The organism is Streptococcus sanguinis (assembly GCF_008329445.1).
Classification (GTDB): domain Bacteria; phylum Bacillota; class Bacilli; order Lactobacillales; family Streptococcaceae; genus Streptococcus; species Streptococcus sanguinis_O.
Genome location: NZ_VIBR01000003.1, coordinates 267,348 through 294,006, shown reverse-complemented (window position 1 = coordinate 294,006; position 26,659 = coordinate 267,348). Strand labels below are relative to the sequence as shown.

Sequence of the window (26,659 nt, the reverse complement as noted above, 5' to 3'; positions counted from 1 at the left end):
AAACTTGTTCATTTTTACTATTTCGGTTTGATTATACTATGAAACTTTCAAATAATATTATAGTAAAAAACTACTGTCAGAAAACATTATTTCTTCATATGCTTGTAGTGCATCACTTGCTAGATTCAATTCAATAATAACAAGAGAAGTTTGATATAATTGACAAATGTTTTAAAAAGAGAGAATCAATAACAACTTCGCTTGATGTTACTTTTCGTCACCAACTACAATTTACAAAGAGCTGGCCTCTTTTTATATTTAACTTTTTTACTCTGTAGTCGTATTGACTACTGGCTGACTTTGCGGGGTGCTGACACTGACATCTGCCGCTGGGGCAGAGGAAGCCGCTGGAGCAACTGGAGTTGTATTCGTCGTTCCAACTGTTGTATCTGTCGTTGGATAAGAATAATTCTCATAACCATTATTATAAGTAGGCTGACTATAAGAATTCTGGTAACTGCTATAGCTTTCTGTGCTACTAGATGTACTACTGCTATTGCTGCTTCTTAGACTGTTGCCGCCCATAATATCTTCATAGAGAACAGCATTGGTCTTCAGACTCTTAACTGTGTCCAAGCCCAGAGACTTTCGGATTAGATTCTGCATGCTCAGCAAATGCTCTGACGTCACCAGCTGATAGCTTCCGCCGTCAGGCAAGGTCGCATCTTCTCCACGCAGCTGCTCAGACTTGATGTTCTTAAAGGCATCCTGATAGCCTAGCAATTGTGGAATGCTTTTTGAATCAAGCGCGATATTGGTCTGCATATTGCTGCTGACAGCTTTTAAAATAGCCTGATAATGGCTGACACTGTTGAGACTGAGAACTTTTTCAACCACTTTCTTAATTACTTCACGTTGACGCTTTTGGCGGCCATAGTCACCCTCTGGATCCTGATAGCGCATGCGAGCATAGACAAGCGCCTGATCACCATTGATGGTTTGCTTGCCTGGCTCAACCTTGGCAGTATACTCAGGCTCATTATCCTCAATAGAAATTGGGAAGTCAAAGGTATTATTAACCTCAATACCACCTACTGCGTCTACTAACTGAACCAAGCCCTGCATATTAATCATCACATAGCGGTCAATGTGGATATTCATCAGGCTCTCAATAGTCGAAATGGCTAACTCTGCTCCGCCATTCGCATAGGCAGCATTCAGTTTGGCTTCAACTGTCTGACCGTTCTCATCAATCTGAGTCAAAATATCACGTTCCAAACTCATCATGACTGTTTTCTTGGTCTTTGGATTGACACTCAGGAGAATCATGGTATCACTGTTCCCGACCCAAGTATCCTCGCGGGAGCCGCTCCCTGTATCTACACCCATCAGCAAGATAGTCATGGGTTTAGTCGCAGAAATGACATCTGTCTCATTTCCCAACCCCTTATAAGTCTTGGACAATTCATCTGTCGACTGACCATAGATTGTCCAAGCATAAGTACCGATACCAGCTGTCGTTACGACAAGGAGGCTGAGAAACATCATTATAATCTTTTTAAACATATCTTTTTTAGTCTATCAGTTTACCCATCAGGTAAACATCAAGAAATATCCCTTCTTTTAAATAGGCTCCTCTTTTTTGTAAGCCTTCAATTTCAAATCCTAAATCTTTATAGAGATGAACTGCTCGTTCATTTCTAACCTGAACGCTCAATTCCAAACGTCTAATAACTTGAGAATCTTCTGCCCAAGCCAGTGCCTCTTCCAGCAATATGCGTCCAAGTCCTTGATTCCAGAAGCTTTCTTCACCACGACAAAGACTTGACCAATATGGCGAATTCGCTCATGGAAATCAGCTGTGATGCTGACAAGACCGGCAATCTCACCATTTAAAAGAGCCAACAGATAAAGCTGATTACTAGAAGCAGCCTGATGCTCAATGAATGAAGCCATCTCCTCTTGATTCATCAAAATTCCAGCTTCATCCAGCGTCATATAATCTGACTCAGACCCGACCTGATTGAGGAAGGAAATCAGCTCAGCAGCATCTGTTTTTTCCGCTTCTCGCAAGCACAATTCATATTCAGTCATTCTGCAGTTCCTCAAGCAACTCTTGGGCTCGTGTTCCTTTGGCTTCAAAAACCAATTCACGCCCGTCTTCCATTTTCAAGAGGCTTAATTTGAGATAGTCTTCAGGTAGATTTTCTCCCAGCAGCTCCCCCCATTCAATGACCGTCACACCCTCCCCAAAGAGAAAGTCATCCAAATCAATGGAATCTGGATCGTCTCCGATGCGGTAGACATCCAGATGATAGAGCGGCAAACGCCCCTCGTATTCCCGAACAATGGTATAGGTTGGGCTTTTAATCATCTGACTGATGCCCAAACCTAGAGCCAGACCCTTAGTAAAGGTTGTCTTCCCTGCCCCTAAATCTCCCGTTAAAACCAGTACGTCCCCTGCCTGAAGCAATTTGCCCAGGCGCTGACCCCACTGGATTAATTCTTCCTCATTATGACTAAACATTCTCTTATTATACCAGAAAAAAATTTTTTCTGCTTAATTTTGCAAAAGAAAAATCAGCCGCAAAAAGCTGATTTTTTATACTTATCCAAACTTCACTAGACATGAGGATCTCCAGCAATGTTTAGACCTAATTTAAAGCTAGATTTACGAAATTCAAAATAAAGAGAAGATCCAAAATCCAAATCATAGAATGCACATCCTTGGCTTGACCTTTGAAGATTTTGACCAAGGTGTAGGTAATAAACCCAGCTGCTATCCCGTGAGTGATAGAATAGGCAAATCCCATAAAAATAGAAGTAAAGAAAGCTGGAATGGCTTCTGTCATATCATCCCAATGGATATTTTTTAAGCTAGCCAGCATCATAATCCCCACGATAATGAGAATCGGTGCAGTTGCAGCATTAGGAACAATAGCCAAGAGTGGGCTAAAGAAGCTTGACACCGCAAAACAGATGGCTACGACCAAGGCGGTCAGACCTGTTCGGCCTCCAGCTCCGATACCAGCTGCAGACTCCACATAAGTCGTCACGTTAGAGGTTCCAGCAATGGCGCCAATAGAGGTTCCGATGAGGTCCGAGTAAAGCGCCTTATCCAAGCCTTCTGATTCATGATTTTCCCCAGAAGTCGCCACAATCCCGACCTTTTCGCCTGTACCGATTAAGGTACCAATGGTATCAAAAATATCTGTCAAGGAGAAAGCCAGAATGGCCATACATGTCTGAGGCCAGCGAGCTGAATCTGCTAAAAGGGCACCCAGACCTTTCGGTCCTACTGCCACCCCAAAAATCTGTCCCAGTTCATTAACAGCAGTACCAATGTTATTCTGCACAAAGTCAATGGCTGACAAATCAACCAAGCCAACCAGAATAGCTACCACTGTTGTTACTAGGATGGATAGGATAACACCACCCTTGATATTTTTCACGATAAAGAAGATTGTGATGGCTAAACCGACCAAGGCTACTAGAACTGCCGGATTGTTAAAGTCTACCAGACCTGGAGTTGCTGCTGAATTAGCCGTAATAGCTGCTGCGGCCTTATCTGCCCCCTTGCCAGCTACTGTATAGTTTCCCGGATCGATTGAAAACTTGAGCAAGCCAGCATTTTTAATACCTACATAAGCCAGAAAGACTCCGATCCCTGCTGAAATAGCTGCTCGCAAGGAGCCTGGAATTGACTCAATGATCATCTTACGCACCTTGGTCAAAGTGATAATGAGCGAAATAATCCCGCAGATAAAGACCATAGCCAAGGCTTCCTGCCAAGTGTAGCCCAAGGCAAAGACGACCGTAAAAGTGAAAAAGGCATTCAACCCCATGCCCGGTGCCTGCGCATAAGGCAAGTTGGCAAAGAAAGCCATCATCAAGGTACCTGCAACAGCCCCGATAATCGTAGCTAGGAAAACACCCTGCTTGGGCATACCTGTCTGAGCCAGCATGGCCGGATTGACAAATAAAATGTAGGACATGGCAAAGAAAGTCGTCAGACCAGCCAAAACCTCTGTCCGGACATCTGTCCCTTTTTCGGTCAGTTTGAAAAATTTATCCATTTTTCAATAAATCTCCTTTTGAGTAAAATTTCTAATATCTAGTTCAATAACAAAGAAAAACAGATTTAAATCTGTTTATTTGCGAACGATACTTTAAATTATAATAAAAAACATTCACTTTTTCAAGATGAATGTCTCGCTATTCTTATTTTTTATTATCTTTCATCAGAAATACCAAACTCATAAACTGTAAAAAAGTAAAACCAAGAATGAAAGGCAGTCGATCAGGCTGCAAAGTTTGCAAGAGCTTCTGTAGAACCAGCTGAGGATGAAGCAATAAATCCCAGCTATTGAGGCGATCATAACGTCCTATATAGATAGCCAGACTGGACACAACAGACAGAGCTGCCGTCAGCAATAGATCCAAATACCAGTTAAGCTTCCAGCCTTCCTTGATGACATACCAGCTCTCCATACCACAGAAAATCCCGAATAAAATACTGGAAACAAAAGCTAAAAAGAGCAGGAAAACACTTGGCTTACTCAGAACGTCTGTCACCCAAGTCATATGAATCAAATCAGTAATCATATAGAAAGTGTTGGGGAAGAAAAGCAACCACAACAGGAAAAGAAGAGGATAGGTCCATTTCTGTTTCTTGAATAAAAGTGTCAAGACAGCTACATCATAGCTGATTAAGGCCAAGGTCATATTCCAGATGAGATAGGTCGGACCGCCATTTAGAGATTGGATATAGATAAAAAAGGCAATCATCAGAAAAAGAGCATGAATCATAATCGGTTTACGCATACGAAAAGCTCCTCCTTGCTGTGTCATAATTGTGACTGATTAGAGCACCATTATAACATAAGTCGTGTTATTTACACTGAATTCTGTTATAATAGTCTGTATTATCACTGAAAAGAGACTCACATGACAAAAAAAGTAATCGCTGTGGACTTGGACGGAACCTTGCTGGATTCTAATAGCAATCTGTCTGACTTCACTAAAGAAACTATCAAGAAAATTTCCCAAAAGGGTCACAAGGTCATTATCACAACAGGACGCCCCTACCGCATGGCTTTGAAATATTATAAAGAATTAGAGCTCAATACGCCCATGATCAACTTCAATGGCTCTCTGACTCACATTCCAGAAAAGAAATGGGACTTTGAAAAATCGCTGACGCTGGATAAGTCCTTTCTGCTGGATATGGTTAAGCGCAAGGATGAGATTGAAGCGGATTTCATTGCTGGCGAATACCGCAATAAATTTTATATCACCAATCCCAATGAAGAAATCGCTGATCCCAAGCTCTTTGGCATCGATGCTTTCAAGCCAGAAAACCAGTTTCAAGCCAATCTGGTAACGGAGAATCCTAACGCTATTCTCCTGCAGACACGAGCAGCTGACAAATATGCTCTGGCAGAGGAAATGAATGCTTTTTACCAGCATGAACTTGCTATCAACTCTTGGGGCGGGCCGCTCAACATTCTCGAATGTGCTCCCAAAGGGGTCAACAAAGCCTTCGCCCTTCAGTACCTGCTTAATGTTCTCAATGTGGATCGCAAAAATCTGATTGCCTTTGGCGATGAGCAAAACGATACTGAGATGCTGTCCTTTGCTGGCACTGGCTATGCCATGAAAAATGCCAATACTGACCTGCTACCCTACGCCGACCAGCAATTATCTTTGACCAATGACCAAGATGGTGTCGCCCACGAACTTAACAAACTATTTTTATAAAAGTAGACAATTTGGCAAACTCTGTTTGAGAGTTTGTCTTTTCTTTTGTGTCTTCTCTCGACCATCTTCAGGCTCAAAAAACTTTAAAAATAGGAGCTTATCAGCTATTTCAGAATATTAGAGTGAATTTACGCTTAGATTTATAAGCGCTTACCATTTGTTTGAGTTTGTGATATAATTAACATAATCAAAAACTAAATAACAGGAGGAAACTACTTATGAAAGCAGTTGTTGTAAATCCAGAGGGAACCAATGTCCAACTCATCGAAAATAAGGAACTTCGTCCTCTTGAAACAGGGGAAGCTCTCGTTGACATTGAATACTGCGGTGTCTGCCATACTGATTTGCATGTAGCACACGGCGACTTTGGCAAGGTACCGGGCCGCGTTCTCGGACATGAAGGTATCGGTATTGTCAAAGAAATCGCTCCAGATGTAAAAAGTCTCAAAGTCGGAGACCGCGTCAGTGTTTCATGGTTCTTTGAAGGCTGCGGCGCTTGTGAATACTGTACAACTGGCCGCGAAACCCTTTGCCGTACAGTAAAAAATGCTGGTTATTCTGTTGATGGTGGAATGGCAGAGCAATGTATCGTAACAGCTGACTACGCTGTCAAAGTCCCTGAAGGTCTGGATCCTGCTCAAGCTTCTTCTATCACTTGTGCCGGCGTGACTACCTACAAGGCTATCAAAGAAGCTCAGCTGCAACCAGGCCAATGGACAGTTATCTTTGGAGCAGGTGGATTGGGTAACCTAGCGGTTCAATATGCCAAGAAAGTCTTTAATGCCCATGTAGTCGCTGTTGATATCAACAATGACAAGCTCGCTCTGGCCAAAGAAGTTGGTGCTGACATCGTCATCAACGGTCATGAAGTTGATGATGTCGCTGCTCTTATCCAAGAAAAAACTGGCGGTGCGCATTCTGCCGTAGTAACAGCCGTTTCTAAAGTTGCCTTCAACCAAGCTGTTGACTCTGTTCGTGCTGGCGGTCGGGTAGTTGCCGTTGGATTGCCATCTGAAATGATGGACCTCAGCATTGTCAAAACCGTTTTAGATGGTATCCAAGTCATCGGTTCCCTCGTTGGTACTCGCAAGGACTTGGAAGAAGCCTTCCAGTTTGGTGCTGAAGGATTAGTGGTTCCTGTCGTTCAAAAGCGCCCTGTTTCAGATGCAGTGGGTGTCTTTGACGAAATGGAAGCGGGTACCATTCAGGGACGTATGGTACTTGACTTCACACACTAATGCTTTAAAGCATTTCAGTCCCAACATTTACCAAGCTCTTGGAAACGTATGATGGACAGACTTGATATTATTTAGAAACTTTTGCCATTATAGAGGGAGACTAAAGACATAAGATACGATTTTTTGTCTTTGGTCCTCCTCTTTCTTTTTTGATAAATAAACACTTTCTCAAACACGATTCTTTTCTTTCATTTCAAAAGTCTCTTTCATATTATTTCAACATTTTTCATATATTAATCTGTTGTATTTTCTGTTTTCCTAATTTATTAAAACATTTCTACAGCTAAGGTTTGCTTATACCTATATTTATCAGGCATTCAGTGAATACTGACATTATTGAAAGAAAAAGTCGTTTTTAGGAACAAACGCTTGCATTTTTCATGAAAACGTTTTATAATAAACATGCCTTAAAGTTTTCTTAAAACTTAAGTCAAACATTTTATAAGGAGGAATGTCAATAATGAGTATCGGAATCATTATTGCTAGCCACGGTGAATTTGCTGCTGGTATTCATCAATCAGGTTCTATGATTTTCGGTGAGCAGGAAAAAGTACAAGTTGTTACTTTTATGCCCAACGAAGGACCAGATGATCTCTATGCAAAGTTCAATGACGCTGTGGCTTCGTTTGATGCGAACGATGAAGTGTTGGTCTTGGCTGACCTTTGGAGTGGCTCTCCATTCAACCAAGCTAGCCGTGTCATGGGTGAAAATCCAGACCGCAAGTTCGCTATCATTACAGGCTTGAACCTGCCTATGCTGATTCAAGCTTATACAGAAAGGATGATGGATGCCAACGCCGGCGTTGAAGCTGTTGTTGCTAACATCATCAAAGAAGCCAAGGAAGGAGTCAAAGCTCTGCCTGAAGAGCTGAATCCTGCTGCTGAAGAAGCAAATGCTCCTGCTGCAGCTGCTCCAGTTGCCCAAGCAGCTATCCCTGAAGGAACTGTAATCGGTGACGGCAAGCTCAAAATCAACCTTGCCCGGATTGACACACGCTTGCTGCACGGTCAGGTAGCAACAGCTTGGACGCCAGATTCAAAAGCAGATCGTATTATCGTTGCTTCTGACTCAGTAGCCCAAGATGAACTTCGTAAAGAGTTGATTAAACAAGCTGCACCAGGTAATGTCAAAGCCAATGTTGTCCCAATCGACAAATTGATTGCTGTTTCAAAAGATCCTCGCTTTGGCAACACACATGCCTTGATTCTATTTGAAACTCCTCAAGATGCCCTCCGTGCTATTGAAGGCGGTGTGCCAATCAAGACCCTTAATGTCGGTTCTATGGCTCACTCAACTGGTAAAACAATGGTCAACAACGTACTGTCAATGGATAAGGAAGACGTTGCTACTTATGAAAAGCTGCGCGACCTTGGCGTTGAATTCGATGTACGTAAAGTACCAAATGACTCTAAAAAAGATTTGTTTGATTTGATTAAGAAAGCCAACGTGCAGTAGAATCAAACGTTTTGCTTCAATTAATTTACGAAAGGATTTAGAACATGTCTATTATTTCTATGGTTTTAGTAGTCTTTGTTGCCTTCTTAGCCGGTCTAGAAGGTATCTTGGACCAATTCCAATTCCACCAACCGCTGGTTGCTTGTACCTTAATTGGACTGGTAACTGGTAATTTGGCTGCTGGTGTTATGCTGGGTGGCTCTCTCCAGCTGATCGCTCTTGGCTGGGCTAATATCGGAGCTGCTGTAGCACCTGATGCTGCCCTCGCTTCTGTTGCCGCTGCTATCATCATGGTACTGGGTGGAGACTTCTCAAGCAAAGGAATCGCTGTAGCACAAGGTGTTGCTATTCCACTTGCTGTTGCTGGTCTCTTCTTGACTATGATTGTCCGTACTTTGTCAGTCGGTTTGGTTCACGGTGCAGATGCTGCTGCGAAAAAAGGAGACATTAAAGGAGTTGAACGCGCTCACTTTATCGCTCTTTTCATGCAAGGAGCACGTATTGCTATCCCTGCAGCACTTCTTTTGATGATTCCTGCTGAGTCTGTTAAATCTGCTCTTGAAGCTATGCCAGCTTGGCTATCAGAAGGTATGCAAATCGGTGGTGGTATGGTCGTAGCCGTTGGTTATGCCATGGTTATCAACATGATGGCAACTCGTGAAGTATGGCCATTCTTCGCTATTGGTTTTGCTTTAGCTGCTGTCAGCGAACTCACTCTGATTGCCCTCGGTGCAATTGGTGTCGCTATTGCCCTCATCTACCTTGCCTTGTCTAAAAAAGGCGGAAATGGTGGTGGCGGAGCAACAGCTTCATCTAACGATCCAATTGGCGACATCCTAGAAGACTACTAAGAAAGGAGACACACTATCATGACAGAATTAAATACTGTAAAACCTGATGAGTCAGGAAAATTGACTCTTTCAAAGGCTGACCGTCAAAAAGTTTGGTGGCGTTCTACTTTCTTGCAAGGTTCTTGGAACTACGAACGTATGCAAAACTTGGGCTGGGCTTATTCACTGATTCCAGCTATTAAGAAACTTTATACTAAAAAAGAAGATCAAGCTGCTGCTCTTGAGCGTCACTTGGAGTTCTTCAACACTCACCCATATGTTGCAGCTCCAATCATCGGAGTTACACTTGCGCTTGAAGAAGAAAAAGCAAATGGTGCAGCAATTGATGATGCGGCTATCCAAGGAGTTAAAATCGGTATGATGGGACCTCTGGCTGGTATCGGAGACCCTGTCTTCTGGTTCACAGTTCGTCCTATCCTTGGAGCACTTGGGGCATCTCTTGCTTTGACTGGAAATATCATTGGTCCACTTATCTTCTTTTTAGCTTGGAATGCTATCCGGATGGCTTTCCTCTGGTACACACAAGAATTGGGCTACAAGGCTGGTTCTGAAATCACTAAAGACATGTCTGGTGGTATCCTCCAAGACATTACCAAAGGTGCTTCAATCCTAGGTATGTTTATCTTGGCTGTTCTGGTTGAGCGCTGGGTATCTATTAAGTTTGTCTTTAACGTTTCATCTGTTAAGCTAGATGATAAAGCATATATCCATTGGGACAAATTGTCTAGTGGTTATAAGGGTATCCAAGAAGCCTTTGCCCAAGTAGGTCAAGGACTATCTCAAACCCCTGAAAAAGTTACAACTTTCCAACAAAACTTGGATTCCTTGATTCCTGGTTTGATGGGACTGCTTCTAACTTTCGCTTGTATGTGGTTGCTTAAGAAGAAAGTGTCCCCTATCACGATCATCATCGCCCTCTTCGTAGTTGGTGTACTAGCTCACGTTGCTGGTTTGATGTAATCAAAAAGAAGGTTTCGGCCTTCTTTTTATTGTGGTATAATAGCTATATTATTTAAAAGGGAGTTACTCTATGGCACAGTCACAAAACAAAACAGTTGAGTTTAATACCACTGGCGTATCCTATCTTGGATTAGGCGGAAAGGTTGGGAAATTTCTAATCGGCGAGACAGCTCTGGAGTTTTATGCTGATGCCAATGTAGAAGATTATATTCAGCTGCCCTGGACTAGCATCACTGCTATCGGTGCTAATGTTTCTGGCAAAAAAGTCAGCCGCCATTTTGAAATCTGGACTGACAAAGGAAAGTTTCTCTTTGCCTCCAAAGATTCTGGTAAGATACTCAAAATTGCGCGGGAGCATATCGGCAACGACAAGGTCGTTAGATTGCCGACTCTGTTACAAAAAATTGTTGGAATCTTTAAGAAGAAAAAATAGGGTTGAAAAAGTTTCAACCTTATTTTTTATATTTTCGACTAAGACAAAAGCTGCTTGTATCAGCAAAATGGAGCTAGCACAAAAAATTGAAAAGTGAAACAGGTTTGAGAATGCACTATTTCAGTCCCTTGAAATGATTGGGTGGGGTAAGCTGATATTATCAATGCAAGACCGCATCATTAGATCTTCAAAAAGTATAAACATCAGCTAATTTTTTCTCGAAAGTCCATGTCTTGACACCTTCAACATCACGGACATCTAACTGCTTAAATCCGTTCTTTTTGTAAAAACGACAGTTGCTTTCTGTATGAGTAATCAAAGTAAGCCGCTGGCATTTCTCTTCTTTTGCAAGCAACTCAAGTCCTTTTGAGATAAAAAGACCGCCAACTCCCTGCCCTTGATAATCAGGCAGCACACCCAGTAGTTCAAGATAAAGAGTTGAAACACTCCTTTTCTTAGCTTCTTTACTGCCCTCCCCAAAGACTTTTTGAAAAGCTAAAAGCTGAGGAATATATTGCCACATCCTCCATGCTCCTGCCCGCAAAAAGGAAAGTATACCGACAGGATGGCTACCGAGCTTATGAATAGTAGCGACTGCCATAAGACGCCCGTCCACTTCAGCAAGCAGACAAATATGATGACGCATCGCTGCCTTAACCATAACTGCATGCAATCTATTTAGAAAATCAATATAAGACTGGCTACTGCCAAAGAGAGGGCGGAATTTTTCTCTGTAGATCTCATGCTCAGCAAAAGCAGCAGTTAAAACCGAGACCGCAGCAGCAAGATCCCTTTCATCCGCTCTTCTAAAATGAATCATGATAGCTACCTCTTCAAATCTTTTCTGCTAATTTTTCTAAGAAAGCCTGCCGTTTTTCAGCTGTAGACTGAGAAATATTCCCGAAATTCAACCAACGGCGCTGTCTAGCACCGATAGACTTAAAGGTATGGCCCAACATGGCTTTCTTGACAACATCACCACAGAAATACTTAAGATAGAAGGTCGGTGCTGCAGAGGTAGTAATAGCTAACACCTCTTTAATATTGGTCAGACGACCAACTAACTGGCGAGTTTTGCTCTCCTCGTAAATTTTATTTTTCAAAAATACCTTATCTTCAAAGCCCTTGACAATAGCTGGCATATCCGCCCACCAGATAGGAAAAATCATGATAAGGCGGTCACAGGACGCAAGAGCTTCCTGATATTTTAAAACCAGTGGGTCTAGTGCCTGCCCTTTATTAAAAAGCGCTAGCTCTTCCTTGGTATAGACAGGATTAAAACCATCCTCATAGAGATCGATCAGTTCATAGGTCTGACCTTTCTTCTCCAACAAGTCCTGAACCTGCGCTAAAATAGCATGGTTAAAGCTTTTATCATAGGGATGTGCATAAACAATGAGATTTTTAAACATGTTTGTAACCTCCTAGTAAATCATTGAACATTGAGCGATAGACTTCCTCATCAAAAGGCTCCAAGCCTTTAGCAATAAAATGGCCATAGCCTGTGATGAAGGTATCCATCTTGAGCAAGAGAATCTTTTTCTCTTTCTGACTCTCAATAGGCAGCCGATCCAGATAAACCACTGTCTTATTCCCGATTTCCAGAAGCTCACCTTTCCGGTAAGCCTCTGTCGCCACAGGGCTGAAAAAGAGAAAATCCATCATCTGACTGTTAGTCTCATATTCCGATAAAAGAAAGAGTCCTATCTGCCAAATGCAATCCAAAGGATCAGATACTCCGTCTAAATACTGTTCCTCTAAACGCTTAATCTGCCTCTGGTTTTCCAAAAGACAGACCTGATAGTAAAGTTCCTCCTTATTCTCAAAAGCCTTGTAAAAAGCACCAGTCGTAACCCCCAGCAGAGATGCCAGTTTCCTCAAGGGGATATTCTGATAGCCATACTCTCTGATAAGCTGGCTTGCCTTTTCAATCATACGGTCGCGCGTTGTTTGTTTTACCATAAGAACTCCTTTGGATAACTATGTTACCTTTATCTAAAGATAACATAGTTATCTTTTTCTGTCAAGATTTTTCCCATCCTGGGATTTACATTTTCCGGAAAATCCTGTATAATAGTCGAAACGGATAAGTACTATTGGGCACTTTTCAGAAAGTCTGCGGTGGCTGTGAGCAGATAAGGAGAAAATAGGAAATTCTACCGTTAGTTTAAAAATGAATAATTAAGCAAGTGCACTTTTGTGAAGTTGGATGGAACCGCGGCTCTGTCGCTCCAACAGTTTCATAAAGTGCTTTTTATTTTTGGAGGTACCTATGTTAGATTTAAAACGCATCCGTACAGATTTTGATTCTGTAGCTGAAAAATTAGCTACGCGAGGTGTTGACGCTGCTACCCTTAACCAAATGAAAAGCATTGACAAAGAACGTCGGGATTTGTTAGTCAAGGTCGAAGAACTCAAGGCTGAGCGCAATACTGTTTCTGCTGAAATTGCTCAAGCTAAACGCAACAAAGAAAATGCAGATGACAAGATTGCTGCCATGCAAAAACTCTCTGCTGAAATCAAGAGCTTAGACGCAACCTTGGCTGAGCTGGATACTAAGTTGACTGAATTCACTACCACTCTGCCTAATATTCCACACGAAAGTGTTCCTGTGGGAGCAGATGAGGACGAAAACGTCGAAGTTCGTCGCTGGGGTACACCGCGCCAATTTGACTTTGAAGCTAAAGCTCACTGGGATTTGGGTGAAGATTTGGACATCCTAGACTGGGAGCGTGGAGCAAAAGTTACTGGTGCTCGCTTCCTCTTCTATAAGGGCTTGGGAGCAAGACTTGAGCGTGCTATCTATAACTTCATGCTGGATGAGCATGGCAAAGAAGGCTACACAGAAGTCATCACTCCCTACATAGTCAACCATGATTCCATGTTTGGGACTGGGCAGTATCCTAAGTTCAAAGAAGATACGTTTGAGCTAAGCGATACCAACTTCGTTCTGATTCCGACTGCTGAAGTTCCACTGACCAACTACTACCGAGATGAAATTTTGGACGGAAAAGAATTGCCAATCTACTTCACAGCTATGAGCCCATCATTCCGCTCCGAAGCTGGCTCTGCCGGTCGTGACACGCGCGGTCTCATCCGTCTGCACCAATTCCACAAGGTTGAAATGGTAAAATTTGCCAAGCCAGAAGAATCTTATCAAGAGCTAGAAAAGATGACTGCCAACGCTGAAAATATCCTGCAAAAGCTAAATCTGCCTTACCGCGTTGTAGCACTCTGTACTGGAGATATGGGCTTCTCGGCCGCTAAGACCTACGACTTGGAGGTTTGGATTCCGGCTCAGAACACCTACCGTGAAATCTCTAGTTGCTCTAACACAGAAGATTTCCAAGCTCGTCGAGCTCAAATCCGCTACCGTGACGAAACAGATGGCAAGGTCAAACTCCTTCATACTCTCAACGGTTCTGGACTGGCCGTCGGACGCACAGTGGCAGCTATCTTAGAAAATTACCAAAACGAAGATGCCTCTGTAACTATCCCAGAGGTTCTACGTCCGTACATGGGTGGATTAGAAATCATCACGCCAAGATAATTCACCTCGTCTAACAGATAGTTTGTACCAGGAATATCAGCCCACATCACCAGCCAGCGCCTAAAGACGCTGGCTTTCATTTTTGGCTTGAACACCTTTATTGTATCGCGTTTGGAGTTTTTTTGGGTATAACCTTCGATGCGCTGCCGAATAGTGGGTGGTTTATTTATCTTGCACCTAACGAAGTGAGACAAACTGAATGTCACAAATCAAAAAAAGCCAAGACACTTGTCTCGACCTTCATTTTATTCAACGATAAATTGACTCAAAATCCCATTAATGAACTTACTGGACTTTTCGTCAGAGAATTGCTTGGAAAGCTCAATGGCTTCATTGACTGCTACCAGCTGTGGGGTGTCAAACTCTGTAATCTCAAAGATACCCAGACGCAGGATATTTTTCTCTACCAGCGTCAGACGATCCACTGTCCAACCCTTTTTGAGGTGCTGGGCAATTTTCTTGTCCAAGTCGTCCTTGGACTGGACCACACCAGATACCAGATTGAGCAGGAAGGCTGGAATATCAGCTTCCGCCGCTTTGTCTGCCTCTTCGTCCTTATCATAAGAATAGGCAAAACGACAAGCTTCTACAAGATCCCCTTCATACTCTAGGCTCATCAGGGCCTGAAAAGCCCGCTGGCGCAGACCTCTTCTGGATTCCAACAGTATATCAGTCATTGAGGAAGTCCTCATCAAATAGATCTTTCAAGTCTGGCTTCGGTGCCTTTTCTGGAACAATGCCTGCCACATGGATATTGACAGCAGACAGCTCTACCTCAGCCATGTCAAAAACAGCACTTTTTACAGCCTTCTGGATTGCTACTGCAACAGTTGGAACGCTGACACCGTATTCCAAATACAGGTAGATATCTACAGTCACATCACCTGTCTCATCGGTATGGAGCGATACTCCGCGACCGAGTGAGCGCATAGAAAGACTGTCTGACATACTCTTATTTGCGAAGGAATAAACACCTTCTACCTTTGCCGTTGCAATGGCAATGATTTTTTCCAAAACACGTGGCGCAATGACGATTTCACCTAATTGTTCAGCTGCCATAGTTATTACCTCTTCTATATTATGCGCGAGAAACGTAAGTTCCTTCTGCAGTATTGATGATTAATTTTTGTCCAACTTCGATAAAGTCTGGTACGTTGACAACAAGACCTGTCTCAAGTGTAGCTGGCTTACCAGATCCGGTAACAGTAGCTCCCTTGATAGAAGGCTGAGTATCTGTCACGACCAATTCAACTGTTGTCGGTACAGTCACACCAATCACTTCTGTTCCGTAAAACTGGATTTTCACATCAGAGTTTTCAAGGATGAATTTCAATTCTTCTTCTACATTGACTACTGGAATTTCATATTGATCATAAGTCTCAGTATTCATGAAATAAGCAGTGTCATCCATTTGGTACAAGTATTGAGCTGGAACAGTTTCAATAATAGCTTGTTCAAATTTCTCTTCTGGACGGTAGCTGGTATCAAAGGTAGAGCCAGTACGAACATCACGCAGTTTCATCCGCATAATCGTATTTCCCTTACCTGGCTTGTGGTGGCTCGCTTCCAAAACGCGGATGAGTTTTCCATCAGCTGTTTCGAAGGTCATTCCAGCTTTCAGCTTACTTGCTTCAATCATTCTATATTACCTCTTTTTAAAATTATATTTCTACTTATTCTATCATAAAGCCTGATAATTCTCAAATAACAATCAACTCTTTCGGCGCAAGAGTTAGGACTTCGCAGCCTGTTTCTGTGATGAGGAGATCGTCTTCGATGCGGACACCGTATTTGCCGTCCAGATAGATACCCGGCTCATCAGTCAGGACCATGCCGGCCTCAATCGGATCTTCTGACTTGCCAAAGTAAGGAATCTCGTGGATATCCAGGCCGATACCGTGGCCAATCCCATGGCTAAAGTAAGGACCGTAGCCAGCATCGTTAATAATCTGCCGCGGAATTCGGTCAAAATCGATCCGACTAAGCCCAGCCTTAGCAGCTTCTATCAGAGCTTGATTACTGCGCAGGACAATATCATAGATTTCCCGCTCTTCATCTGTCACTTGCCCCACATGAACAGTTCGCGTCATATCGCTGACATAGTGCTTGTAGTAGCAACCAAAGTCCATGGTCAGGGTTTCACCTTTTTGAATGACCTTGTCACTAGCCACACCATGCGGCATAGCAGAGCGGTAACCCGAAGCGATGATGAAGTCAAAAGAGGCTCCTGAAGCACCTAGCTGCCGCATACGGGCATCTAAAAAGTTCATAACAGCTAGCTCTGTCGTCTCACCAGGCTTGATAAAATCCAGCACATCTAGGAAGGCTTGATCCGAAATCTGACAGGCCTTGCGAATGGTCGCGATTTCGTGCTCATCTTTAATCATGCGCAGATTTTCAATAAAGGCTGTCATGGGAACCAGCTCGTAGGCCGAGAAGACACTTTCCAGCATTTTAAAGTAGGCATAGGAAATTTCATCCTCAAAACCGATTTTTTGCAGCTTGTCGTCCGCAATAATCTTGACAATCTCCCCAATCGCGTCGCGCGTTTCGACAATATCAAAACCTTGGACTACTCCCTTGGCAATCAGCGTATAGCGCGCATCTGTCAGGAAAATCCGGCGTGTTTTGCTGATAAAAACTGTCGCTTCTGTCCCGCTAAAACCAGTCAGATAGTAAATATTTTTCAGATTGGTTACTAAAACAGCATCGCATTCTGTCTGAGCCAATGCTGCTTCAAACTTTTCAACTCTTGATAACATGAGGTACCTCCATGAAATAACTAAGCTTATTATATCAAAAAACCAAGTCAAATAGGACATTTTTTTACAAGTCATATCTAAGACTTAAATCTGACGAGTATTCTCCGACACAAAAAATCCCTGTTTTTAATATCAAACGGGGATTTGATGAATCATTTCACGTGCAGCTTGCCTTTCAAATACTGGCCGGTATAGCTGGCTGGATTAGCAGCGACTTCTTCCGGTGTACCCGTCGCAATGATCGTACCGCCACCGACACCGCCTTCCGGTCCTAAGTCAATGATATGGTCAGCTGTCTTGATAACATCCAGATTGTGCTCAATAACGAGTACTGTATTGCCATCGTCCACAAAGCGTGATAGCACTTGAAGGAGCTTGGCAATGTCTTCAGAATGCAGACCCGTGGTCGGCTCATCCAAGATATAGAAGGACTTACCAGTCGAGCGCTTGTGAAGTTCGCTGGCCAGCTTCATCCGCTGGGCTTCACCACCTGACAAGGTCGTGGCTGGCTGCCCCAGAGTCACATAGCCTAGCCCCACGTCCTTGATAGTCTGGAGTTTGCGGGCAATCTTGGGAATATGCTGGAAGAATTCTACCGCATCATTAACCGTCATGTCCAGAACCTGAGCGATATTCTTCTCCTTGTAATGAACCTCTAAAGTCTCGCTATTATAGCGGGTGCCGTGGCAAACCTCGCAGGCCACATAGACGTCAGGCAGGAAGTGCATCTCAATCTTGATAATCCCATCACCCGAGCAGGCCTCACAGCGACCGCCCTTGACGTTAAAGCTGAAACGGCCCTTCTTATAGCCGCGAATCTTGGCTTCGTTGGTCTTGGCAAACAGATCGCGAATATCGTCAAAGACTCCAGTATAAGTAGCTGGATTAGAGCGCGGTGTCCGGCCAATCGGACTTTGGTCAATATCAATCAGTCGATCCACATGCTCAATACCACTGATTTTCTTGAACTTACCTGGCTTAGCTGAGTTGCGGTTGAGTTTTTGAGCAATGGCTTTTTTGAGAATAGAGTTGACCAGCGTTGACTTACCGGATCCAGAAACTCCAGTCACAGCGATGAATTTGCCCAAGGGGAATCTAGCCGTAATATTCTGCAAGTTATTTTCCTGAGCACCAGTCACTTCGATAAAGCGACCATTGCCTACACGGCGTTCCAATGGTACTGGGATTTCGCGCTTACCTGACAGGTATTGGCCTGTGATGGATTTCTTGCTCTTAGCTACTTGCGCAGGAGTACCAGCTGCGACGATTTCACCACCGAAAACACCGGCTCCTGGTCCCACATCAATCAGCCAGTCAGCCTCCCGCATGGTGTCCTCGTCGTGTTCAACCACGATGAGGGTATTGCCCAGGTCACGCATCTTCTTGAGGCTGGCAATTAGGCGGTCATTGTCACGCTGGTGCAAGCCGATAGAGGGCTCGTCCAGGATATAGAGGACGCCACTCAAGTTAGAACCAATCTGAGTCGCCAAGCGAATCCGCTGACTCTCACCTCCTGATAGAGTCCCAGCCGAGCGAGACAAAGTCAGGTAATTGAGGCCAACGTTATTAAGGAAGGTCAGGCGGTCATGAATTTCTTTGAGAATAGGCCGCGCAATTGTAGCTTCATTGTCAGTCAACCTAAGCTTATCCAACTGAAGCAAATGATCTGCAATAGACAAGTCTGAAATCTCACCGATATGCAAGCCATTTTCGCCACCAACCTTGACAGACAAGGCCTGAGGGCTGAGTCGATAACCATGGCAAGCCGCACAAGTCAGCTCATTCATATAAGCCCGCATCTGCGTCCGAGTAAAATCACTATTGGTCTCATGGTAGCGGCGGTTGATATTGGTGACAACCCCCTCAAAAGGAATATCAATATCGCGCACACCGCCAAATTCATTTTCATAGTGGAAATGGAACTCTCGTCCATCTGAGCCAAAGAAAATCAGCTGCTTTTCTTCCTCCGTCAGCTCCTCAAAAGGCTTATCCATATCAATGCCAAAGGCTGCCATGGCCTGTTCTAGCATCTGCGGATAGTAGTTGGAGGAGATGGGATTCCAAGGCGCTAGTGCTCCTTCGCGCAAGGTCTTGCCAGCTTCTGGCACAACCACATCTAGATCCACCTCCAGCTTAACCCCCAGACCATCACAGTCCGGACAGGAGCCAAAAGGCGCATTGAAAGAGAAGAGTCGTGGCTCTAACTCCGGCACTGTAAAGCCACAGACTGGGCAGGCATAGTGTTCAGAAAAGAGTAGCTCTTGACCATCCATAGTGTCAATCACCACATAGCCCTCAGCAATCCGCAGAGCTGCTTCAACCGAGTCAAAGAGGCGGCTGCGCACCCCTTCCTTGATAACAATTCTGTCTACTACGACCTCAATATCATGCTGCTTGCTCTTAGAAAGCTCTGGCACTTCCGTCACATCGTAAATATCTCCATCCACGCGCACCCGGACATAACCGTCCTTCTGAATCTTGTCAAAAACGGTCTTATGCTGGCCCTTTTTCTTACGGATGACCGGCGCTAATATCTGTAAACGCTGACGATCTGGCAATTCCAAGACCTTGTCAACAATCTGCTCAACAGACGAAGCTGTAATAGCCCCATGACCGTTGATACAGTATGGCGTTCCAACACGAGCATAGAGCAGGCGCAGGTAGTCATTGATTTCGGTGGCAGTTCCCACCGTTGAGCGGGGATTTTTACTGGTCGTCTTCTGATCGATGGAAATAGCCGGGCTGAGACCATCAATCGAGTCCACATCAGGCTTTTCCATATTGCCCAAAAACTGCCGAGCATAGGCCGACAGACTCTCCACATAGCGGCGCTGCCCCTCAGCATAGAGGGTATCAAAAGCCAGACTGGACTTGCCCGAACCGGACAGCCCCGTCACCACGACTAGCTTGTCCCGCGGAATTTCTACATCAATATTTTTTAAATTATGAGCTCGCGCTCCGTGAATCACAATTTTATCTTGCATTTTGACCTCGTTTCACTTATAAACCTTCTCCATTATAACAAATTTTTCTGCAAACTTTTGCCCCAAAAACCCGAATTTGTAGTATAATAGTACGGTATGCAAAAAACTCTGGAAAGGAAAATGATTATGAAGCAAGTCTTTTTATCAACTACGACAGAATTCAAAGAGATTGATTCGCTCGAATCGGGCACCTGGATCAATCTTGTCAACCCTTCCCAGAGTGAATCAATCGAAATTGCCAACGCCTTTGGTATTGACATCGCCGACCTGCGAGCACCGCTCGATGCAGAAGAAATGTCCCGACTTACGATCGAGGATGAGTATACACTGATCATCGTTGACGTGCCCATCACTGAGGAGCGGAATAACCAGACTTACTATGTCACGATCCCCCTTGGTATTATCATCACGGAAGAGGCTATTATTACCACTTGTTTGGAAAAATTACCTCTGCTGGACATCTTCATTCACAGGCGCCTGCGCAACTTCTATACTTTTATGAAGTCCCGTTTCATCTTTCAGATTCTCTACCACAATGCCGAGCTGTATCTGACAGCCCTGCGCTCCATTGACCGCAAGAGTGAGCAGATTGAAAGTCAACTGCACAAGTCCACGCGAAATGAGGAACTGATTGAGCTTATGGAGTTGGAAAAGACCATCGTCTATTTCAAGGCCTCTCTCAAAACAAATGAGCGCGTGATTAAGAAGTTGACCAGCTCCACCAGCAATATCAAGAAATATCTGGAAGACGAGGACTTGCTGGAAGATACCTTGATTGAGACCCAGCAGGCCATTGAGATGGCTGATATCTACGGCAACATCCTCCACAGTATGACAGAGACCTTTGCCTCCATCATTTCTAATAACCAAAACAATATCATGAAAGCCTTGGCTCTGGTGACCATCGTCATGTCTATCCCGACCATGATTTTCTCGGCCTATGGGATGAACTTCAAAAATAACGAACTGCCTCTCAACGGTGAACCACATGCCTTCTGGATTATCATGTTCATCGCCTTTGCCATGAGTGCTTCGCTCATGGCCTATCTCATGCACAAAAAACTATTTTAACCTTTAGAAAGAACGCCTATGTCACAAGTATCCCTCGACAAACTCAGCAAAAAAAACAAAGAATTTATCCATATCGCAACTAACCAACTCCTACAAGACGGCAAATCCGATCAGGAAATCCAGACTATCTTAGAAGGTATTCTACCGGAAATTCTGGAAAATCAAGCCAAGGGAATCACTGCCCGCGGCCTTTACGGAGCCCCAACTACTTGGGCAGCTTCTCTGACTGCAAAAGAGCGCTATGATGCCGAACATCCAAAAGAAAATGACGATCCTAAATGGATGATGCTGGACTCTGTCCTCTTTATCCTTGGTTTCTTTACCCTCCTGACCTCAATCGTCAATCTAGCTTCCTCTCAGCCATCTGTCTATGGACTGACGACTCTCGTACTCGGAAGCATCGTCGGTGGCCTTTCTTTCTATGCCCTCTACCACTTTATCTACCGTTTCTACGGACCAGATAAGGACCGCAGTCAGCGCCCTAAGCTGCTCAAGTCCATCCTTACCATGGCAGCGGCTATTCTCCTCTGGAGCATGTCCATCGTATTGACCAGCCTCCTGCCTGAGTTCCTCAATCCCCGCCTGTCCAATATCGTAGTTGCTATTGTTGGTGCTATTACCCTAGCCCTGCGTTTCTATCTCAAAAAACGCTTCAACATCAAGAGCGCGACTATGGGACCGACGAGATAAGAAATCTTTAAATCAAAGAAAAACTAAAAAGACAGTCCTGATGAACTGTCTTTTTAGTTTTCTATTCTTCTATTATCTATTTTTTAAAAAACCCTGCCAAGGCAGGGAATCTAATTAGTCTTCATTTACGAAAGGCATCAAAGCCATTACGCGAGCGCGTTTGATAGCTGTTGTTACTTTACGTTGGTTTTTAGCTGAAGTTCCTGTTACGCGACGAGGAAGGATTTTCCCACGTTCTGAAACGAAACGGCTAAGAAGCTCAGTATCTTTGTAATCAACATATTCAATTTTGTTCGCTGCGATGTAATCAACTTTTTTACGGCGTTTGAATCCGCCACGACGTTGTTGAGCCATGTGTTTTCTCCTTTATATTATAGTTAGATTCGATCCTTAGAAAGGTAGATCGTCGTCTGAGATATCCATTGGGTTAGAATTGCCAAATGGACTCTCATCACGAGAAAAGTTCGGTACTTGGTTAGACGAGTCTGCACTGCCATAACTTGGAGCAGAGCTGCCGCCGAAGCTGTTTCCACCGTATCCGCCAGATGACTGACCTTCACGATTAGAGCGGCTTTCCAAGAGTTGGAAATTGTCCGCAACAACTTCTGTGACATAGACACGTTGGCCTTGCTGATTCTCGTAGTTACGCGTTTGAATACGACCTGTAATTCCGATCAGGGCTCCTTTTTTAGCCCAATTTGCAAGATTTTCTGCCTGCTGACGCCAGATGACAACATTGATAAAGTCTGCTTCTCGCTCGCCACTTTGATTTTTAAAGTTGCGATTGACAGCCAGAGTAAATGTTGCGACCGCTTGGTTCTGCGGAGTATAGCGAAGCTCGGCATCACGGGTCATGCGACCCACCAGTACAACGTTATTAATCATAGTCTACCTTCTTAAGCGTCAAGTTTGACGATCATGTGACGAAGAATGTCAGCGTTGATTTTTGAAAGACGGTCAAACTCTTTAAGAGCTGCATCGTCGTTTGCTTCAACGTTAACGATGTGGTAAAGTCCTTCACGGAAATCTTGGATTTCGTATGCAAGACGACGTTTTTCCCAGTCTTTTGATTCAACAACAGTTGCACCATTGTCAGTCAAGATAGAGTCAAAGCGTGCTACCAAAGCGTTTTTAGCTTCTTCTTCAATGTTTGGACGAATAATATAAAGAATTTCGTATTTAGCCATTGATTTTTCCTCCTTTTGGTCTAATGACCCCGAGACTTTGCAAGGGGTAAGTGAGGTTTGCTCACAAATAACTATTATAGCAGACTTCCAGCAGAATGGCAAGGGAAAGTTTTGATATAAAGAAAACTCTCCCTGTCACCAGAGAGAGTCCGAAAAATACGATTCGTTTTTAGAAAGCTTAAACAATTCTTCCTTGATCGACAACCAGTTTTCCAGCCTTGTAGACCTGATGGGTCAGGTTGGTGGCAAAGAAATAAAGTGGATAGTCGATATTCTTAGCGTCTAGGATGGTAATGTCAGCCTGCTTGCCAGTGTCAAAGCTGCCAATCTTATCTTGACGGTTAACTGAGTAGGCTGCATTGATGGTTACAGCGTTGAGTACTTCTACTGGCGTCAGACGCATCATAAAGCAGCCCAGCTGCATAACAAACTGCAGGTTAGCTGTTGGACAAGAGCCTGGATTGCTGTCAGTAGTCAGGGTGATGGCCATACCAGCTTCCAGCATCTTGCGGGCTGGTGCATAGGTATCTTCCATCAGACTGAAGGTAGTCGCTGGCAGGAGATTCCCGATAACTTTGGCTTCCGCCATCTTGCGAATGCCCTCATCTGTCGCTACCATCAAGTGCTCTGCACTAGTTGCTCCTAGCTCAGCTGCTACATCTACTCCACCGATAGACTCGATTTCATCAGCATGGATGCGAAGCTTGAAGCCCATTTCCTTAGCCTTAGAAAGTAAGTAGCGTGACTCGTCAGCTGTAAAGACACCTTTTTCACAGAAAATATCACAGAACTCAGCTAGATTTTCTGCCTTTACCCGAGGCAGCATTTCCTCGACGATGAGCTCCAGATATTCCTGAGAGCGTCCCTTGTATTCTGGTGGAACGGCGTGGGCAGCCATAAAGGTCGAAACCAAATCAATATCGTGGTCACGGTCCAAAGCCCCAACGACATCCAGCTGGCGCTTCTCTGTTTCCCAGTCCAAACCATAGCCACTCTTGGCCTCAACCGTTGTTACCCCATGCAGCAGCATATAGTCCAGCAGTCTCTTAGACTTATCATAGAGAGTGTCAAAAGAAGCTTCTCGAGTTGCTCGGACTGTACTGAGAATACCGCCGCCTTGGGCAAGAATTTCCAGATAAGGGACACCGGCTAACTTCTTAGCAAATTCATGCTCCCGGCTGCCACCGTAGACCAAGTGAGTGTGACAGTCGATTAAGCCAGGTGTAGCAATCTTGCCCTCATAAGACTGAATCTTAGTATCCGGTCCAACCAGACTGGAATCCGGCTCTCCGCTTCCAACTGCTAGGATTTTGCCGTCTTTGACTGCAATGTAGCCGTCTTCCAAAACCTGAGCTTCTTTCATCTCCTCGCCAAAAAGGGGATGCCCGAGATCCTTGGGACAGAAGACTTGATTAAAGTGAGTTAATAGTAAATCAGCAGTCATGCTTGTTCCTCCATTTCATTTTCCGACATATTTGCTTTTCATCATAATACACTATCGTCAAATTATAGTCAAAAGCTTGTAAAAGATAGGAGCCCCACTTTTTTTACTGTTTTTGTCATTTTCTTGACTCTTTATGGACGGGAATCTTATAGAATGTAGGAGAAAGATATTTTACACTTGACTAAAAGGAGGATTTTTCATGTCATACTTTAGCGAAAATGAAATTGCAGCAGCAATGACCGTCAAATTAGACGATGTACTGCCTGAAAAAACAGTTTTCCAAGAAGGCATCCGACGAGCACCTGACCGGGGCTTCCGTTTGACTCAAGCTCAAACCGAAATTGCTCTTAAAAATGCCCTTCGCTATATTCCAAAGAGATTCCATGAGGAAGTAATTCCAGAATTCTTAGAAGAACTGAAGACTCGCGGACGGATTTATGGCTACCGCTGGCGTCCAAAAGAACGCATCTACGGCAAACCAATTGACGAGTACAAAGGGAACTGTACTGCAGCCAAAGCTATGCAGGTCATGATTGACAACAACCTGAGCTTTGAAATCGCCCTTTATCCATATGAATTGGTTACCTACGGAGAAACTGGATCTGTCTGCGCTAACTGGATGCAGTACAACCTGATCAAGAAATACTTGGAAATCATGACCGACCATCAAACCTTGGTCGTGGAATCTGGCCATCCACTTGGACTTTTCAAATCTAAACCAGAAGCTCCGCGTGTTATCATCACCAATGGCCTCTTGGTCGGTGAATATGACAATATGAAAGACTGGGAAATTGCAGAAGAAATGGGTGTCACCAACTACGGTCAAATGACAGCAGGTGGCTGGATGTACATCGGCCCTCAAGGTATCGTCCATGGTACTTTCAACACTCTCCTCAATGCTGGACGCTTGAAACTAGGCGTAGCTGATGACGGCGACCTGACCGGCAAACTCTTCATCTCTTCTGGTCTGGGTGGTATGAGTGGAGCTCAAGGGAAAGCAGCCGAAATTGCTAAAGCTGTGGCAATCGTAGCTGAAGTAGACCAATCTCGGATTGAAACACGCCACTCCCAAGGCTGGATTAGTCAATTAGCCGAAAGTCCAAAAGAAGCAATCGAGCTAGCTCAGAAAGCTCTGGAAGCTGGTGAATCAACTTCCATTGCCTATCATGGTAACATTGTAGATCTCTTGGAATACGTCAACGAGAACAATATCCATGTTGATTTGCTGTCTGACCAAACTTCTTGTCACAATGTCTATGACGGTGGCTACTGTCCGGCTGGCATCAGCTTTGAAGAGCGGACTCGCCTCCTAGCTGAAGACAAGGAAACCTTTGTTAAGCTGGTTGACCAAACCTTAGAACGTCACTTCAAGGCGATCAAGACCTTAACTAGCAACGGCACCTACTTCTTCGACTATGGTAATGCCTTCATGAAGGCAGTCTATGACTCTGGCATCAAGGAAATTTCTAAGAATGGCTTTGACGACAAAGACGGTTTCATCTGGCCATCTTATGTAGAAGATATCATGGGCCCAATGCTCTTTGACTATGGTTATGGTCCTTTCCGTTGGGTATGTCTGAGCGGCAAACACGAAGACCTAGTCGCTACTGACCATGCAGCTATGGAAGTGATCGACCCTAACCGCCGCTACCAAGACCGCGACAACTACAACTGGATCCGCGATGCAGAAAAGAACCAGCTGGTTGTTGGAACTCAGGCTCGGATTCTCTACCAAGACTGTATGGGACGCGTCAATATCGCCCTCAAGTTCAATGAATTAGTACGCGAAGGCAAGATTGGTCCTGTCATGATTGGCCGTGACCACCACGACGTATCTGGTACTGACTCTCCATTCCGTGAAACTTCCAATATCAAGGATGGTTCTAACGTTACCTGTGACATGGCCGTGCAATGTTACGCTGGTAATGCAGCTCGCGGTATGAGTTTGGTAGCTCTCCACAACGGTGGCGGAACTGGTATCGGTAAAGCAATCAACGGTGGCTTTGGCTTGGTACTGGACGGCAGCGAACGCATTGATGAAATCATCAAATCTGCTATCGCTTGGGATACGATCGGCGGAGTTGCACGTCGTAACTGGGCTCGCAATGAGCATGCTATTGAGACAGCTATCGAGTACAACCGTCTCCACCAAGGAACAGACCACATTACCATTCCATACTTAACTGACGAAGATTTGGTCAAAGAATCTGTTAAGAAATTGTTCGAATAGGAAAAACTTGTCCCCCAACTTCTGAGCTGAGCTAGGCCTCTCTCCTAGCTCAGCTGGAAGTTCCACTTTATTCACTCTGTAATTTTAATAACATATAACACGA

General features: G+C 44.2%; 26 protein-coding genes and 1 pseudogene. 10 read left to right on the top strand and 17 right to left on the bottom strand.

Annotated features, from left to right (window positions below):
- Positions 1-267 precede the first annotated feature (267 nt).
- The 5 genes and pseudogenes from lytR to FKX92_RS08395 form a co-directional block, all read right to left on the bottom strand.
- On the bottom strand, positions 268-1,506 hold the full coding sequence (gene lytR / locus FKX92_RS08415) for a glycopolymer--peptidoglycan transferase LytR (RefSeq protein ID WP_002908116.1): 1,239 nt from the start codon (positions 1,504-1,506) through the stop codon (positions 268-270).
- 7 nt (positions 1,507-1,513) lie between these two features.
- A pseudogene (locus FKX92_RS08410) lies at positions 1,514-2,034 on the bottom strand (N-acetyltransferase family protein).
- Positions 2,027-2,467 (bottom strand): tRNA (adenosine(37)-N6)-threonylcarbamoyltransferase complex ATPase subunit type 1 TsaE, encoded by a 441-nt coding sequence (tsaE, locus tag FKX92_RS08405; protein ID WP_149566067.1) that lies wholly within the window; start codon positions 2,465-2,467, stop codon positions 2,027-2,029. Before tsaE ends, FKX92_RS08410 begins: the two are co-directional and overlap by 8 nt.
- 127 nt (positions 2,468-2,594) lie before the next feature.
- Positions 2,595-4,016 carry an NCS2 family permease gene (locus tag FKX92_RS08400; RefSeq protein WP_149566066.1) on the bottom strand — a complete coding sequence of 474 codons (1,422 nt, stop codon included), beginning with the start codon at positions 4,014-4,016 and terminating at the stop codon, positions 2,595-2,597.
- 145 nt (positions 4,017-4,161) lie between these two features.
- Complete coding sequence (locus FKX92_RS08395) at positions 4,162-4,791, bottom strand: DUF1361 domain-containing protein (RefSeq protein ID WP_149566065.1); 630 nt, start codon at positions 4,789-4,791, stop codon at positions 4,162-4,164.
- Between the two features lie 96 nt (positions 4,792-4,887).
- On the opposite strand from FKX92_RS08395, the gene FKX92_RS08390 reads away from it, so the two are divergent.
- The 6 genes from FKX92_RS08390 (at position 4,888) to FKX92_RS08365 (ending at position 10,638) form a co-directional block, all read left to right on the top strand.
- Positions 4,888-5,700, top strand: a complete 813-nt coding sequence (locus FKX92_RS08390; protein WP_011837443.1) for a Cof-type HAD-IIB family hydrolase — start codon at positions 4,888-4,890, stop codon at positions 5,698-5,700.
- Between the two features lie 218 nt (positions 5,701-5,918).
- The gene (adhP, locus tag FKX92_RS08385; RefSeq protein ID WP_149566064.1) at positions 5,919-6,938 is read left to right on the top strand and encodes an alcohol dehydrogenase AdhP; all 1,020 of its coding nucleotides are present in this window, start codon (positions 5,919-5,921) and stop codon (positions 6,936-6,938) included.
- 460 nt (positions 6,939-7,398) lie between these two features.
- Entirely contained in the window at positions 7,399-8,394 is a 996-nt protein-coding gene (locus FKX92_RS08380) for a PTS sugar transporter subunit IIB (protein WP_185760074.1), read from the top strand.
- A 44-nt stretch (positions 8,395-8,438) separates the two neighbouring features.
- Entirely contained in the window at positions 8,439-9,245 is an 807-nt protein-coding gene (locus tag FKX92_RS08375; RefSeq protein ID WP_002893578.1) for a PTS mannose/fructose/sorbose transporter subunit IIC, read from the top strand.
- A gap of 18 nt (positions 9,246-9,263) precedes the next feature.
- Positions 9,264-10,205: a PTS system mannose/fructose/sorbose family transporter subunit IID gene (locus tag FKX92_RS08370; RefSeq protein ID WP_002893579.1), complete on the top strand. Its 942-nt coding sequence runs from the start codon at positions 9,264-9,266 to the stop codon at positions 10,203-10,205.
- A gap of 70 nt (positions 10,206-10,275) precedes the next feature.
- Entirely contained in the window at positions 10,276-10,638 is a 363-nt protein-coding gene (locus FKX92_RS08365; RefSeq protein WP_002923323.1) for a DUF956 family protein, read from the top strand.
- A gap of 187 nt (positions 10,639-10,825) precedes the next feature.
- Here FKX92_RS08365 and FKX92_RS08355 read toward each other — a convergent pair whose 3' ends face one another.
- From FKX92_RS08355 to FKX92_RS08345, 3 genes are read right to left on the bottom strand one after another with little or no spacing between them, the layout of a single operon-like run.
- Positions 10,826-11,458: a GNAT family N-acetyltransferase gene (locus FKX92_RS08355; protein WP_149566063.1), complete on the bottom strand. Its 633-nt coding sequence runs from the start codon at positions 11,456-11,458 to the stop codon at positions 10,826-10,828.
- 13 nt (positions 11,459-11,471) lie between these two features.
- Positions 11,472-12,050: an NAD(P)H-dependent oxidoreductase gene (locus FKX92_RS08350; protein WP_149566062.1), complete on the bottom strand. Its 579-nt coding sequence runs from the start codon at positions 12,048-12,050 to the stop codon at positions 11,472-11,474.
- Positions 12,043-12,600 carry a TetR/AcrR family transcriptional regulator gene (locus FKX92_RS08345; protein ID WP_149566061.1) on the bottom strand — a complete coding sequence of 186 codons (558 nt, stop codon included), beginning with the start codon at positions 12,598-12,600 and terminating at the stop codon, positions 12,043-12,045. Before FKX92_RS08345 ends, FKX92_RS08350 begins: the two co-directional genes overlap by 8 nt.
- A 310-nt stretch (positions 12,601-12,910) precedes the next feature.
- Between FKX92_RS08345 and serS the strand changes: the two genes are divergently transcribed.
- Positions 12,911-14,188, top strand: coding sequence for a serine--tRNA ligase (gene serS, locus FKX92_RS08340; RefSeq protein WP_149566060.1), 1,278 nt, complete (start codon positions 12,911-12,913; stop codon positions 14,186-14,188).
- A gap of 245 nt (positions 14,189-14,433) precedes the next feature.
- Here the strand turns inward: serS and nusB are convergent, their stop codons facing one another.
- From nusB to uvrA, 5 genes are all read right to left on the bottom strand, one after another.
- Positions 14,434-14,865, bottom strand: a complete 432-nt coding sequence (gene nusB / locus FKX92_RS08330; protein WP_002915907.1) for a transcription antitermination factor NusB — start codon at positions 14,863-14,865, stop codon at positions 14,434-14,436.
- On the bottom strand, positions 14,858-15,247 hold the full coding sequence (locus FKX92_RS08325; protein WP_002896484.1) for an Asp23/Gls24 family envelope stress response protein: 390 nt from the start codon (positions 15,245-15,247) through the stop codon (positions 14,858-14,860). Before FKX92_RS08325 ends, nusB begins: the two co-directional genes overlap by 8 nt.
- Positions 15,248-15,266: 19 nt before the next feature.
- A complete protein-coding gene (gene efp, locus FKX92_RS08320; protein WP_002896485.1) occupies positions 15,267-15,827 on the bottom strand; it encodes an elongation factor P in 561 nt (186 codons plus the stop codon).
- A gap of 61 nt (positions 15,828-15,888) precedes the next feature.
- Positions 15,889-16,950: a M24 family metallopeptidase gene (locus tag FKX92_RS08315; RefSeq protein WP_149566059.1), complete on the bottom strand. Its 1,062-nt coding sequence runs from the start codon at positions 16,948-16,950 to the stop codon at positions 15,889-15,891.
- A 152-nt stretch (positions 16,951-17,102) separates the two neighbouring features.
- Positions 17,103-19,934, bottom strand: a complete 2,832-nt coding sequence (gene uvrA, locus FKX92_RS08310) for an excinuclease ABC subunit UvrA (RefSeq protein WP_149566058.1) — start codon at positions 19,932-19,934, stop codon at positions 17,103-17,105.
- A gap of 126 nt (positions 19,935-20,060) precedes the next feature.
- On the opposite strand from uvrA, the gene FKX92_RS08305 reads away from it, so the two are divergent.
- Positions 20,061-21,005: a magnesium transporter CorA family protein gene (locus FKX92_RS08305; RefSeq protein WP_149566102.1), complete on the top strand. Its 945-nt coding sequence runs from the start codon at positions 20,061-20,063 to the stop codon at positions 21,003-21,005.
- Between the two features lie 18 nt (positions 21,006-21,023).
- On the top strand, positions 21,024-21,695 hold the full coding sequence (locus FKX92_RS08300; RefSeq protein WP_149566057.1) for a DUF1129 domain-containing protein: 672 nt from the start codon (positions 21,024-21,026) through the stop codon (positions 21,693-21,695).
- A 114-nt stretch (positions 21,696-21,809) separates the two neighbouring features.
- On the opposite strand, the gene rpsR is transcribed toward FKX92_RS08300, so the two are convergent.
- From rpsR to hutI, 4 genes are all read right to left on the bottom strand, one after another.
- Positions 21,810-22,049: a 30S ribosomal protein S18 gene (gene rpsR / locus FKX92_RS08295; RefSeq protein WP_000068664.1), complete on the bottom strand. Its 240-nt coding sequence runs from the start codon at positions 22,047-22,049 to the stop codon at positions 21,810-21,812.
- Between the two features lie 36 nt (positions 22,050-22,085).
- Entirely contained in the window at positions 22,086-22,580 is a 495-nt protein-coding gene (locus tag FKX92_RS08290; RefSeq protein WP_002896496.1) for a single-stranded DNA-binding protein, read from the bottom strand.
- Positions 22,581-22,591: 11 nt separating this feature from the next.
- Positions 22,592-22,882: a 30S ribosomal protein S6 gene (gene rpsF, locus FKX92_RS08285; protein ID WP_002896497.1), complete on the bottom strand. Its 291-nt coding sequence runs from the start codon at positions 22,880-22,882 to the stop codon at positions 22,592-22,594.
- Positions 22,883-23,060: 178 nt separating this feature from the next.
- The gene (gene hutI, locus FKX92_RS08280) at positions 23,061-24,326 is read right to left on the bottom strand and encodes an imidazolonepropionase (RefSeq protein WP_149566056.1); all 1,266 of its coding nucleotides are present in this window, start codon (positions 24,324-24,326) and stop codon (positions 23,061-23,063) included.
- Between the two features lie 199 nt (positions 24,327-24,525).
- On the opposite strand from hutI, the gene FKX92_RS08275 reads away from it, so the two are divergent.
- Entirely contained in the window at positions 24,526-26,556 is a 2,031-nt protein-coding gene (locus FKX92_RS08275) for a urocanate hydratase (RefSeq protein WP_002926665.1), read from the top strand.
- Positions 26,557-26,659: the final 103 nt, after the last annotated feature.